Source organism: Mesorhizobium sp. M1307 (assembly GCF_040318155.1).
Classification (GTDB): domain Bacteria; phylum Pseudomonadota; class Alphaproteobacteria; order Rhizobiales; family Rhizobiaceae; genus Mesorhizobium.
On record NZ_JAMYLR010000008.1, the window covers coordinates 159690 to 172523 of the forward strand.

Genomic DNA, 12834 nt, shown 5'->3' on the forward strand with positions numbered 1-12834 from the left:
AGGACGCACAGGGGAGGCAGCTTTGCAGTCCGGGGTTGATGGCGTGGTGCGGGTTGATCACTGCCATTGGCGTCAAGAGCGGAAGGCAACATGGGGTAGATGTTGCGATGGGTCATTTCGATCGTACGCTGGAGTTGATAGATCAGTTGCAGCACGCCGGCACAGCCGCCGCCGTCTGCGAAAAGCTGCTGGGGGTAACAAGCGGGTTCGGGCTGACGGCGCTGATGGCCGGGACGGTTCCGCAACCTGGCACACCGAGAAACCAGCAAAAGGACCATGTGCTGCTCTGCGACTGGCCGGCTGAATGGCTTGAGCGCTACGTCGCGCGCAACTACGTCGATCACGACCCCGTCGTCAGCCACATGAAGCAGCTTCAAGCGCCATTCCAGTGGCGGGAAGCATCTCAGGGCATCCGCATCGGCAAGAGCGGCGGCGAGGTGATGGGCGATGCCGGCGAATTCAAGCTGCGCGACGGGTTGGCCTTCCCGCTAATCACGCTCGATGGCCAGATCGTCATGGTGTCGCTAGGCGGCGAGGCTGTCGAATTGTCGAGCGCCGAGTTCGGGTTGGTGTCGCTGGTCTCGACTTATGCGATTGGCCGCGCAATGCAGCTCCACACCATGGCGGGCAAAACCATCGATCATGTCGAATTAACGCCGCGTGAGCGCGAATGCCTGCAATGGGCTGCTGTTGGCAAGTCCGAATGGGAGATTTCACAAATTCTCGGCATTTCGGAACACACGTCAGAGAAACACCTTCTTAACGCCAAAAGCAAACTCGGTGCCGTCAACCGGGTCCAGGCCGTCGCGGAAGCGATAAGGCGCGGCTATATTAACTAGGTCGGCCGCGCCGGCCTAGAAATTCTTGCTTGCGTGATCGCGTAATTTTTTTGGGAAAGCACGGCCGTATCTTCCTATTGAAACTAGGAGACGGCAAATGCTTTTTTCCCTCACGACCCAGGAATTGATGGAACGGCCCGACCTCTGGGAGGCCGTTCATCGTTTGCGTTACAGAGTTTTCGTCGAAGAGATGGGATGGACCGATCTGCAGCGCCCTGATGGCCTCGAGATCGATCAATTCGACCACGACGAGGCAGTGCACCAGATCGTCATCCGCAATGGCGAGCTCGCCGGTTATCAGCGGATGTTGCCGACGACCCGGGCACATCTTCTAACCGATGTGCTGGCGGACCTTTATGAGGGAACCCCACCGTCGGGCCCGAATGTCTATGAACTGACCCGCTATGCGGTTGCGCCGGGATTCCGCGACGGTCGGCGCGGCGTGTCGACGGTCGGCACCGAGCTGATCGCCGGCTTCGTCGAGTGGGGTCTGAAGCGCAACGTCAACCAGGTGATCATCGAATTCGAGCCGATGTGGGTGCTTCGCGCGCTGCAGCTGCATTTCCTGGCAACCCCGCTCGGTTACCAGCGTACCTATGGCAACCAGCAGGTGGTTGCCACACTGCTCACCTTCAACGAGCACACGCTCGACGTGGTGCGTTCGCGCCGCAACCACTTTGCGCCGGTGCTGGCCAGAGGGTACCCGGACATGCTCGGACAGAGACGCGCCTCGTGAGATTGGAGAGAGGCCATGAACGTTCACTCAAAAGCAGAATTCCGCAATCACACGCTGATCGTCACGGTATCGTCGGGTGACGGCCGCCCGGTGCTGGACAGGCGGGCCTATGAAAGCCTGGCCAGAACATTCCACGAAGCCGCTGTCGACGACGACGTCCGCGTCGTGGTCCTGCGCGGCTTGGCCGGGTGCTTCTGCCTCGGTGCCGATTTCTCCGAATTTCTCGACGCCACCAAACATCGGCGACTGATCGCCGCCGTCACCGATATGTTCCGCACGCTGGCGACGTTCCCGAAACCGGTCCTTGCCTGTGTCGACGGCGACGCCGTCGGCGTCGGTTGCACCATCCTGTTCCACTGCGACATGGTGATCGCCTCGAGCAAGAGCACGTTTCGCGTGCCGTTCGTCGATTTCGGCCTGGTGCCGGACGCGGCGACCAGCATTCTGGCGCCGCAGAAGCTCGGCTATGCCGGGGCGTTCCGCTTCTTCTGCCTGGGCGACACGCTCGCCGCCGAAGATGCCAGGGCACTGGGCCTTGTCGGCGAGATCGTGACGGACGGCAGCGTCGAGGAAGCCACGTTGGCAAGAGCCAGGCAACTCGCCAAGAAGCCTGTCGCGGCGCTGCTACAGACGCGCGACCTGCTGAGGGGCGACACCGGCGCGCTCTGCGACCGCATCGACCAGGAGATCTCGCTTTTCCAGCAGGCGCTGCAGGACGACACCACGCTGAAGCGACTGCAGCGGATTGCCCGGCTGGCGGCATGAGAGCCGCGTATCGATGAGGTGAGCTTATTTTTCGAGGAAAGTCGGCCCTTCGCCGATGATCTTCTTGTCCTCCTTGCCGATGACGTCGAGGTCGCGGCCGTCATAGGGAAGCGAAAGGAGAATGCGCTGCATGACGGCCAGCCGCGCGCGCCGTTTGTCGTTCGCCCGCACAATGATCCAGGGCGCGAACTCCTTGTGCGTGCGCTCGACCATCAGGTCGCGCGCTTTGGTGTATTCGTCCCATTTGGTGATGCCGGCGATGTCGATTGGCGAAAACTTCCAGCTCTTCAGCGGGCTCCAGCGGCGGTCGTGGAATCGCTCGAGCTGCGTTTCCCGGCCGATGTTCAGCCAGAATTTGAAGAAATGTATGCCCTCGTTGCGGATCATCCGCTCGAAATGCGGAACCTCGTCCAGAAATTGCTTGTGCTGCTCGGGCGTGCAGAATCCCATCACCGGTTCAACGCCGGCGCGGTTATACCAGGAGCGGTCGAAGGTGACGAATTCGCCCGACGTCGGGAAGTGGTCGACATAGCGCTGGAAGTACCATTGTCCAAGCTCGGTGGGCGTTGGCTTGGTCAGCGCCACGTTGCGCGCCGTGCGAGGGTTCAGATACTGGCGCAAAACGAAGATAGTGCCGCCCTTGCCGGCAGCGTCGCGTCCCTCGAACAGCGACATTACCCGCTTGCCCGTCGACTGCAGCCACGCCTGCGCCTTGACCAGCTCGATCTGCAGCTTCTCTAGCCTCTCGTCATACTCCTCGCTCTTCATCTTCTTGTCGTAAGGGTAACCGCCGGCGGTGAGCTTGCGGTCCTCGACCCAGTCGGGAAGCGCGGGGGCCTCGATGTCGAACGCTCTCTCCTTGCCGTCGATCATGATCTTCAGCGGCTCCGATGAGGGTGCGGCGGGGCTTTCCTTAGCGTTTTTCATCGAGGCGAACCTTTCCAGCTTCCGGACTCGTGCTATTGGGAGCCTTACTGCATCGGCCCAAAAATCGGAATCGATTTTCGGAAAGAACGATGCAGCAGATAAAGTGGTAGAGCGTCCTTTGTGCGTCCAATTGGACGCACTGCGCTCTAGCGCCGGTCCAGCAAGAAGTTCTTGAAGTGGCCGCAGACGGAGCGCAAATGGCCGACATCGGCACGGAGCGGAGAGGCAGAGCGCAAGCCGTCGCCATGCGGCTGTGGAACAGCCGCTGGCTGCTGGCGGCCGGCCTCGTTGCGGTTCTGATGGTCTATGGTTTTGCCGGCATGTCTGGCTATGTGGTGCTGCTGGCTGGCGCCGTGCTGGTTGCCGCTGCGATGCTGCCGGCCGGCATCGCCCGCCAATCGACCGAAAATGCCGCGGCCATCGAGTCGAGCGTGCAACAACTTTCCGGCGAATATCTCGCGGCGGCGGTTGCCGATCCGCTGATCATTTTCGATCGCTCCGCCGCCATCGTCCACGCCAACGCTGCTGCCTTTGCCGCCTTCGGCGGGATTGCGCCCGGCATGTCGCTGTCGCTGAAATTCCGCGCGCCGGAAATGCAGGCCTTGCTGGATAGTATCTTGGCGGGCAACGTCGCTTCGGACAGCGTCGACTACATAGAAAAGCTGCCGGTCGAACGAGCCTATCGGGTGAGCGCGTCTTCAGTCGGCCATGCCACGGATCTCTACGTGCTGGTGTTCAAGGACCAGAGTGAGGCGCGCCGGATCGACAGAATGCGTGCCGACTTCATTGCCAATGCCAGCCACGAGCTGCGCACGCCTCTCGCCTCGATCGCCGGCTTCATCGAGACGCTGCGCGGGCCGGCCCGCAACGACCCCGCGGCGCGCGAGCAGTTCCTGCAGATCATGCAGAACCAGACCAGCCGCATGGCGCGCCTCATCGACGATCTTCTGTCGCTGTCGCGCCTGGAGATGAAGCCCTATCTCAAGCCGGGAACCGAGGTCGACCTGCGCCAGGCCATCGACAGCGTCATCGATTCGCTTGGGCCGCTCGCAAAGGAAAACGGCGTCGTCATCGAGCGTGATTTCGCGGAAGGGCCGCTCGACGTGCCCGGCGATCGGGACGAGCTTTTCCAGGTCTTCGAAAACCTGCTGGAAAACGCCTGCAAATATGGTCAGTCGGGCGGACGCGTCGTGGTGTCGATCATACGCAGCGACAGCGATCCCGAACCGGGCATCGACGTCACCATCAGGGATTTCGGCCCCGGCATCCCCGAAGAGCACATCCCGCGCATCACCGAGCGCTTCTACCGCGTCGACGTCGAGAACAGCCGAACCCAGAAGGGCACCGGCCTTGGCCTGTCCATCGTCAAGCATATCCTGACCCGCCACAACGCCAGACTCTCCATCAGGTCGGAGGTCGGCAAGGGTGCGGCGTTCACGGTCCATTTGCCGGCTCGCTAACGTAGTACTATCTCTAGCACATAATGGGCCGTTTCTTTTTTCTGTCATCCGGCTAGCGTATCAGCGGGGATTCGAGGGAACGACTCAACCACGAGATCCCGGGAAGGCATTTCGTCATGCAGTCCGTGCATATCGTCAGCGCCTATGACGAGGAGCTGAAATATCTGTCGAAGCGCATCGCGGCGATGGGCGGGCATGCCGAGCGCATGGTCGAGCAGGCGGTCGCGGCGCTGGTCAATGCGGATCCGGGGCTTGCCCAGAAAGTCATTCGGGACGACCTGGTTCTGGATGAGGGACAGCGCGAGATCGACGACAAGGCGATCATCATCATCGCCAAACGCCAGCCGATGGCGACGGATCTGCGCGAGATCGTCGGCGCGATCCGCATCTCGGCTGACCTCGAACGGGTAGGCGACCTCGGCAAGAACGTCGCCAAGCGGGTGGTTGCCGTCGCAGACGGGCGCCAGCCGAACAGCCTGTTCCGCGGCCTCGAGGCTTTGGCCAATCTGGCACTGACCCAGCTCAAGGAAGTACTCGACGTCTATGCGTCGCGGTCGGTGGAGAAAATCGGTTTCGTGCGCGACCGCGACGACCAGATCGACGCCATGTACACCTCTCTGTTTCGCGAATTGCTGACCTACATGATGGAAGACCCACGCAACATCACGCCCTGCACACATCTCCTGTTTTGCGCCAAGAACATCGAGCGCATCGGCGACCACGCTACCAACATCGCCGAGACGATCTACTATATCGTCACCGGCGATCAGATGCCGGCCGATCGTCCGAAGGGCGACAAGACGGACAAGATTGTTCTTCCCGCAACCCAACCAGCGAAGTGAGTTCTCTCAGCACTGATGCGAATTTCGGATTCGCCACCTGACAGAAAATTGCGCTAAGCTTTCGACGCGCCGACTTCTCAGTTCCGCGATGAAGGCCCCGCCTTCAGGAGGCTGCGATGGAATACGTCCGCGAGTTTGCTCCTGCGCCGCCGATGTCGGGTATAATCGCTTGCGGCGTCTATACGGCTGGGCGGCGCATCGCCGACATTCCGATCGAGGAAGCCGGCGAATGGGCCGGGAAGCCGGGCCACGTGGTCTGGATCGGACTGCTGGAGCCCGACCGCAATTTGTTGCTGCGCGTCCAGGCGCAATTCCATCTGCATGAGCTGGCGATCGAGGACGCCGAGCATCCGCACCAGCGACCGAAGATCGAGCAATATGGTGATGCCCTGTTCATCGTTGCCCGCACGGCGCAGCTGATCGACAGCCGCGTCACCTTCGGCGAGACGCATCTGTTCGTCGGCGCGGGCTACATTGTCAGCGTCAGGCATGGCCCGTCGACCTCCTACGCCGCCGTTCGCCAGCATTGGGAAAGCTGCCCACATTCCCTTGCCAAGGGCGAGGATTTCGTCCTCTACGCCATTCTCGACTTCATCGTCGACAACTATATGCCGGTGCTTGAGCAGATCGAAAACGAGGTCGAGGCGATCGAGGACAAGGTTCTGCTGAAACCGATGACCGGCTCCGATATCGAACGGCTTTACATGCTGCGCCGCGATCTCTTGCGCCTGCGTAATGCGGCCCTGCCGCTGGTGGAGGTCTGCCGGCGGCTCACCAGCGCCGATCTGCCGCAAATCCACACAGCCATGCACCCGCTGTTTCGCGACGTCACCGACCACATCCGCACTGTCCAGGAAAAGATCGACAGCCTGCGTGAGGTTCTCGCCTTCGCCTTCGAGGCGAGCCTTCTGGTCGGTCAAAGCCAGGAGACGGCGATCTCCAAGAAGCTTGCCTCATGGGCCGCAATCTTGGCCGTGCCGACGGCATTCGCCGGCATTTACGGCATGAATTTCAGCGACATGCCGGAACTGAGGATGGAATATGGCTACCCGGCCGTCCTGGCGGCAATTGCCCTGATCTGCACGTTTCTTTACTGGCGGTTTCGCAAGAACGGGTGGCTTTGAAGCGAGGGCAGTAGGGCAGTAGGGCAGTAGGGCAGTAGGGCAGTAGGGCAGTAGGGCAGTAGGGCAGTAGGGCAGTAGGCTATCGCTTCGGGAGCGTGCTTCTCTACAATTCACCTACTGCCGTAGCCTTGCTCCCCTATTCCCCTAACTATCTGCTCCGCCGCCGCTCCGATGCCGGCTGGAACGCCACGCGGGCGTGGTACTTGCAGTAGGGGCCGGTTTCGGCGGCGTCGTTGCCGCAGAAATGGAAGTCTTCCGAAAGCGGATCGCCGTTCGGCCATTTGCAAGTGCGCTCGTTTAGTTCGACAAGTTGCAGATGCCGCGAGATCGGCACGACGACGTTCTCGACCGGGCGGATATAGTGGCGCGCCACCGGTTCGGCATCGAACTGCGCCTTGAGCGCGGTCGCACCGATCGACATCGAGGTGGTGGCATGGCGCGTGGCGCTTGCTGCCCGGGACACCGATTTCTGGATCGTCGATCCCTGCACCGTCTTCTTCTGGCGTGCCGGTGAGGCGGTCGTGCGTCCGCGACCGGACAGTTTCAGCCGGTGCACTTTGCCGATGACCGCATTGCGGCTGACCCCGCCAAGCTGTGCGGCGATCTGGCTGGCGCTGAGGCCCTCCGACCACAATTTTCTGAGAAGTTCGACTCGCTCGTCAGTCCAGTTCATGAGACCGCGCTCCTGCTGAAACGTGCGGCAATCGGAATCCATTCCCGACCCGGCTTCTGCCGGGCAGACACCACATATATCGGGTGATTAGGTCCGCCGCACGAAATCTAGTTATTTCTCTACTACAATTACCTTATGCGCTGACTCGGTGACAAGAGTCCCAAGGCCAACACGAATCGGTTTTTTCGGTTTTCCCCAACTTGCCCGGTCGCTTATGAGCCGGCGTTATGCTGGGGGACTTGCCGCGCGACCTTGCGCGACCTTTTCGTTGACTTCACGGCCGAAAAACACGATAAGCCACAAGGGCCGCCGCTTTGGCGGCTTTTTGATTTTTCCGGTTCCGGAGACGCATATAATGAGCGGTTCGGCGCTTTTCGAGACCTTTGTTCGCGCACCCCTGGCTTTCGACCACGGTGAAGGCACTTGGCTGGTCACCGACAAGGGCGAGCGATATCTCGATTTCGCCGGCGGCATCGCCGTGAATTCGTTGGGCTACAGCCATCCGCATCTGGTCGCGGCCCTCACCGAGCAGGCCGCCAAGCTCTGGCACGTCTCCAATCTGTACGAGATTCCGGGACAGAGCCGGCTCGGCGAGCGGCTGGCCGACGCAAGCTTCGCCGACAAGGTGTTCTTCACCAATTCCGGCGCAGAGGCGCTCGAATGCGCCATCAAGACGGCGCGGCGCTACCACTTCGTCAAGGGCCATCCCGAGCGTTACCGCACAATCACCTTCGAAGGCGCCTTCCACGGCCGCACCCTGGCGACCATCGCCGCCGGCGGCCAGTACAAGTATCTGGAAGGTTTCGGCCCCAAGGTCGACGGCTTCGACCAGGTCGGTTTCGACGATATGGATGCCGCCGAGAAGGCGATCACGCCTGAAACCGCGGCGATCCTGATCGAGCCGGTGCAAGGCGAGGGCGGCATCAGGCAAGTGCCGACGCAATCGCTGAAGCGGCTCAGGCAGCTCTGCGATCAGCACGGACTGCTCCTGATTTTCGACGAGGTCCAATGCGGCGTCGGCCGCACCGGAAAGCTGTTCGCGCATGAGTGGGCGGGTGTCACACCCGACCTCATGGCGGTGGCCAAAGGCATCGGCGGCGGCTTCCCGATGGGTGCCTGCCTCGCCACCGACGAGGCAGCGGTCGGCATGACCGCCGGCGTGCACGGCACCACCTTCGGCGGCAATCCGCTGGCAATGGCGGTCGGCAACGCCGTGCTCGACGTGGTGCTGGAAGACGGCTTTCTCGAAGACGTCCGGCGCAAGGCACTGCTGTTGAAGCAGGGGCTCGCTGGCGTCGCCGACGAATTTCCGGATGTTATCGAAAGCATCAGGGGTAACGGCCTGATGCTCGGGCTTAAATGCGCGATGCCCAACACCAAGGTCACGGTGGCACTGCGTGACCAGCATCTCTTGACGGTTCCGGCAGGCGACAACGTTATCCGCCTGCTACCGCCTCTCACCGTCACCGACGCCGAGATCCACGAAGCGCTCGAGCGCATTCGTGCCGGCGCCAAGAGCCTGGCGGATGCCATCGTCGCTGCCGCTGCGAAGTAATCCTGGAATTTCTGATGTCCCTTCGCCATTTCACCGATCTTTCCGCCGTTTCCGAAGGCGATCTGCGCTTCATGCTCGACGACGCAGCGGTGCGAAAGGCAAGGCTCAAGGCCGGCGAACACAGCAAGCCGCTCGAAGGCAAGGTGCTGGCGATGATCTTCGACAAGCCGTCGACGCGCACGCGCGTGTCGTTCGACGTCGGTATGCGGCAGTTGGGTGGCGAGACGATCATGCTGACCGGCACCGAGATGCAGCTTGGCCGTTCGGAGACCATTGCCGACACGGCCAAGGTGCTGTCGCGCTATGTCGATGCCATCATGATCCGCACCACCTCGCATGACCGGCTGCTGGAACTGACGGAAAACGCTACGGTCCCCGTCATCAACGGGCTGACCGACGAGACCCATCCCTGCCAGCTGATGGCCGACATCATGACCTTCGAAGAGCACCGCGGTCCGGTGGCCGGTAAAACGATCGCCTGGACCGGCGACGGCAACAACGTGCTGCATTCGCTGCTGGAGGCATCCGCGCGGTTCCATTTCAAGCTGAACGTCGCCGTGCCCGAGGGCAGCGAACCGGCCCAGAAGCATGTCGACTGGTCGAAAGCCAATGGCGGCAAGCTGAAATTCACCCGTTCGCCCGAGGAGGCCGTTCAGGAGGCCGACTGCGTCGTCACCGACTGCTGGGTGTCGATGGGCCAGGAGCACCGTGCCCGCGGCCACAATGTCTTCCTGCCCTATCAGGTCAATGCGGCACTGATGGCGAAAGCCAAGCCGGACGCGCTGTTCATGCACTGTCTACCGGCGCATCGCGGTGAGGAGGTTACCGACGAGGTCATCGACGGACCGCATTCGGTGGTGTTCGATGAGGCCGAGAACCGGCTCCATGCCCAGAAGGCGGTCTTGGCCTGGTGCCTGGGCGCTTGATACGAGCCGCGGTGATCCGGGCCGGCCTGATCTGCGCCGCCTTGATCTGGGCCGCCTTGATCCGGGAGTTGGTGGTGCCTATCTCAGGCGCATCACGCAAATCGAGCGCGTCTCGTCGCATGCGCCCCGGAGGGCGGTATCGCCGCGCCCCGGAGCTTTGTCATGTTGGAAACTCATCAATTGGCTGAACATAAACCCAAGCTCGGCGAATTCGGCTACGCCGGCGACGACCATGTCGTGCCGTTCGAGGTCGGCCCGCTCGACGTGCGCGGTCGCACCGTCCAGCTCGGGCCGATGCTCGATGCTATTCTCAGCCGCCACGACTATCCCGAGCCGGTCGCCCGGCTCCTGGCTGAAGCCTGTGTGTTGACGGTATTGCTCGGAACTTCGCTGAAGTTCGAGGGCAAGTTCATTCTGCAGACCCGCACCGACGGGCCGGTCGACATGCTGGTCGCGGATTTCTCCACGCCGCACGCGCTGCGCGCTTATGCCCGCTTCGATGCCGACCGGCTGCAGGCTTTGACTTCTGCCGGCGAGACGTCACCGCAGACGCTGCTCGGCAGCGGCGTCCTGGCGCTGACCATCGACCAGGGCGCTCACACACAACGCTACCAGGGCATCGTCCAGCTCGACGGCGTCACACTGGAAGATGCCGCACGCACTTATTTCCGCCAGTCGGAGCAGATTCCGACCGACCTCCGGCTTTCGGTTGCCAAGCTTCTGACGCCCGGCGTCGGCGGTGCCCGCGAGCAATGGCGGGCCGGTGGCCTGCTGGCACAATTCCTGCCGCAGTCGGCGGAGCGCATGCGTGTACCCGACCTTCCCGGTGGCGACGGCGATCCGCGTGAGGAAATCCACGATCCGACCGACAATTCCTGGCAGGAGCTGCTGGCGCTGGTTGGTACTATTGAACCGACCGAGCTGATCGATCCGACGATCGGCGCCGAACGGCTGCTTTACCGGCTTTTCCACGAGCATGGCGTCCGCGTGTTCGGCGGGGTGCCGGTCGCCGACCAGTGCTCATGCTCGAGGGAGAAGATCCACGGCATCCTCGAAGGCTTTTCCGCCGAGGAGATCAGGGACAGCACCGAGGATGGCAGCATTCACGTCGCCTGCGAATTCTGCTCGAAGCAATATGACTTCGACCCGGCGGAGTTTGCAGCGGCCGGATGACGGCCGTCAATTGACGGTGCGCCGCATTCCCGGCAAGTCGAGCGAGAAGGCGGGGATGGCGACGTCGAACGTCTCGCCCCGCTTGTTGCGCATGGTGTAGTGCCCGACCATGATGCCGGACGGCGTCGAGAGCGGGCATCCAGACGTATACTGATAGCTGTCGCCGGGGTTGAGTCCGGGTTGCTCGCCGACGACCCCGGGGCCGCGCACTTCCTCGACCTTGCCGGTGCCGTCGGTAATGTGCCAGTAGCGCGACAGAAGCTGCACGAACTCATCCGACTGATTGTCGATGGTCACCTGATATCCCCAGACATAGCGGTTTTGCGACGGGTCGGAGTGATCCTCCAGATAGAACGGCCTGACCTGCACTTCGATGTTGCGGGTGACGGCGCTGTACATAAACTGCTCCAAAGCAATGTAGATGGAACTTTCGACGCTCAGCGCAGTTTGATCAACGATGCGCGTCATCTCCTTGCCCGACTCGAGCGCAGGTGCCGAAAAACAATGTCATTTGAGTGACACATGACAATGATGGTGTGCAGGCTTGTGCCGGGCGACTCAGCGTTCTGTCGAATTGTTGAAAACGGCCATCATGCGGCCGGCACTTCTGGAGTGACCAGATCTCGATGGAACCGACATTCGCAGCCGCCCTCCTTTCCATAGCCCTCCTTCTTTCAAATCTCGCGAGCATCCTGTTAGCTTCGCTGAAGCTGAAGCGACCAGCCAGGATCGCACCGCCCGCGGCCAACGCGCCGCCGGTATCGATCGTCATCCCGGCGCGCGGCGTCGAGCCGTTTGCCGAAGAGACGCTGGAGCGCGCCTTCTCACTCGACTGGCCGCGTTACGAACTCATCTTCTGCGTTGCCCATGCCGACGACCCGGTGGTCAAGCCGATCACCGCCGCAATGGCGCGCTTTCCAGCTATTCGCGCCCGTCTTCTAGTCGGTGACGACCGCATCAGCGGCAATCCAAAACTCAACAATTGCGTGAAGGGTTGGGAAGCGGCGCATTATAGCTGGGTCATCCTTGCCGATTCCAACGTGCTTATGCCGAGCGACTACGTCCAGCACCTGATGGCGGCGTGGCGGCACGACACCGGCCTCGTCTGCTCGACGCCGATCGGCTCGCGACCGGACGGCTTCTGGGGGGAGGTCGAATGCGCCTTTCTCAACACGCTGCAGGCACGCTGGCAGTACGCCGGAGAGGCGCTCGGCCTCGGCTTCGCGCAGGGCAAGAGCATGTTGTGGAATAAGCCGATGCTCGACGCCAATGGCGGCATCTGCGCGCTTGCTGCCGAGATCGCCGAAGACGCCGCCGCGACCAAGCTGGTCAACGGGCTCGGACTGCGGGTCAATCTTGTCGCCTCGCCCTTCGAACAGCCGCTCGGCCGGCGCACGTTTGGCGAGATCTGGTCGCGGCAGGCGCGCTGGGCGCGGCTGCGCCGCGTCACCTTCGCGCTGTTCTTCGCCCCCGAGATCCTGATCGGCGCAGCGCCGCCGCTGGTGCTTGCTCTGATCGCGGCGGCTGACGCCGGCGTCAGCCTGCCGGCAACCGCCATCGCCGTGCTGGTCGCGGCCTACCTGCCGGAATGCGCCTTGGCCTCGGCCAAGGGATGGCACCTGTCGCTGCGCACCATCCTGGCGATGATGGCGCGAGACCTGATGCTTCCCGCCATTTGGGCGCGCGGATGGCTGAGCGGCGCCGTCGACTGGCGCGGCAATGTGATGACTATCCAGACCAAGGCCGTCGCGGAGCTGGAAGAGACCCCGTCCGGCGCCTGATCGGCGCGTCCCCGCTCGCCTCTGTTCGGCCAG

General features: G+C 62.2%; 13 protein-coding genes. 10 read left to right on the top strand and 3 right to left on the bottom strand.

Annotated elements, in window-relative coordinates:
- Positions 1–107 precede the first annotated feature (107 nt).
- The 3 genes from NKH16_RS12830 to NKH16_RS12840 all read left to right on the top strand — a co-directional run bounded on the left by NKH16_RS12830 (position 108) and on the right by NKH16_RS12840 (position 2340).
- Complete coding sequence (locus tag NKH16_RS12830; RefSeq protein ID WP_023677341.1) at positions 108–839, top strand: helix-turn-helix transcriptional regulator; 732 nt, start codon at positions 108–110, stop codon at positions 837–839.
- Positions 840–936: 97 nt separating this feature from the next.
- Positions 937–1575 (top strand): acyl-homoserine-lactone synthase, encoded by a 639-nt coding sequence (locus NKH16_RS12835; RefSeq protein ID WP_023677342.1) that lies wholly within the window; start codon positions 937–939, stop codon positions 1573–1575.
- Between the two features lie 15 nt (positions 1576–1590).
- Positions 1591–2340 (top strand): enoyl-CoA hydratase-related protein, encoded by a 750-nt coding sequence (locus NKH16_RS12840; RefSeq protein WP_023677343.1) that lies wholly within the window; start codon positions 1591–1593, stop codon positions 2338–2340.
- Between the two features lie 24 nt (positions 2341–2364).
- Here the strand turns inward: NKH16_RS12840 and ppk2 are convergent, their stop codons facing one another.
- A complete protein-coding gene (gene ppk2 / locus NKH16_RS12845) occupies positions 2365–3267 on the bottom strand; it encodes a polyphosphate kinase 2 (protein WP_352746987.1) in 903 nt (300 codons plus the stop codon).
- A 197-nt stretch (positions 3268–3464) separates the two neighbouring features.
- Between ppk2 and NKH16_RS12850 the strand changes: the two genes are divergently transcribed.
- The 3 genes from NKH16_RS12850 to NKH16_RS12860 all read left to right on the top strand — a co-directional run bounded on the left by NKH16_RS12850 (position 3465) and on the right by NKH16_RS12860 (position 6693).
- Positions 3465–4727, top strand: coding sequence for a sensor histidine kinase (locus tag NKH16_RS12850; RefSeq protein ID WP_352455149.1), 1263 nt, complete (start codon positions 3465–3467; stop codon positions 4725–4727).
- A gap of 116 nt (positions 4728–4843) precedes the next feature.
- Positions 4844–5569, top strand: a complete 726-nt coding sequence (gene phoU, locus NKH16_RS12855) for a phosphate signaling complex protein PhoU (RefSeq protein WP_352455150.1) — start codon at positions 4844–4846, stop codon at positions 5567–5569.
- A 116-nt stretch (positions 5570–5685) separates the two neighbouring features.
- Positions 5686–6693: a magnesium and cobalt transport protein CorA gene (locus NKH16_RS12860; protein WP_023677347.1), complete on the top strand. Its 1008-nt coding sequence runs from the start codon at positions 5686–5688 to the stop codon at positions 6691–6693.
- A gap of 148 nt (positions 6694–6841) precedes the next feature.
- Here NKH16_RS12860 and NKH16_RS12865 read toward each other — a convergent pair whose 3' ends face one another.
- Positions 6842–7366 (bottom strand): GcrA family cell cycle regulator, encoded by a 525-nt coding sequence (locus NKH16_RS12865; protein ID WP_023677348.1) that lies wholly within the window; start codon positions 7364–7366, stop codon positions 6842–6844.
- A gap of 355 nt (positions 7367–7721) precedes the next feature.
- Here NKH16_RS12865 and NKH16_RS12870 point away from each other — a divergent pair, with 355 nt between their 5' ends.
- The 3 genes from NKH16_RS12870 (at position 7722) to NKH16_RS12880 (ending at position 11020) form a co-directional block, all read left to right on the top strand.
- Complete coding sequence (locus NKH16_RS12870) at positions 7722–8921, top strand: aspartate aminotransferase family protein (RefSeq protein WP_352457728.1); 1200 nt, start codon at positions 7722–7724, stop codon at positions 8919–8921.
- Positions 8922–8935: 14 nt separating this feature from the next.
- Positions 8936–9847, top strand: coding sequence for an ornithine carbamoyltransferase (argF, locus tag NKH16_RS12875; protein ID WP_352747004.1), 912 nt, complete (start codon positions 8936–8938; stop codon positions 9845–9847).
- A gap of 162 nt (positions 9848–10009) precedes the next feature.
- Positions 10010–11020 (top strand): Hsp33 family molecular chaperone, encoded by a 1011-nt coding sequence (locus tag NKH16_RS12880; RefSeq protein WP_023677351.1) that lies wholly within the window; start codon positions 10010–10012, stop codon positions 11018–11020.
- Between the two features lie 6 nt (positions 11021–11026).
- Here NKH16_RS12880 and apaG read toward each other — a convergent pair whose 3' ends face one another.
- The gene (apaG, locus tag NKH16_RS12885; protein ID WP_352457752.1) at positions 11027–11419 is read right to left on the bottom strand and encodes a Co2+/Mg2+ efflux facilitator ApaG/CorD; all 393 of its coding nucleotides are present in this window, start codon (positions 11417–11419) and stop codon (positions 11027–11029) included.
- A gap of 227 nt (positions 11420–11646) precedes the next feature.
- Here apaG and NKH16_RS12890 point away from each other — a divergent pair, with 227 nt between their 5' ends.
- Complete coding sequence (locus NKH16_RS12890) at positions 11647–12801, top strand: glycosyltransferase (protein WP_352899704.1); 1155 nt, start codon at positions 11647–11649, stop codon at positions 12799–12801.
- Positions 12802–12834 lie beyond the last annotated feature (33 nt).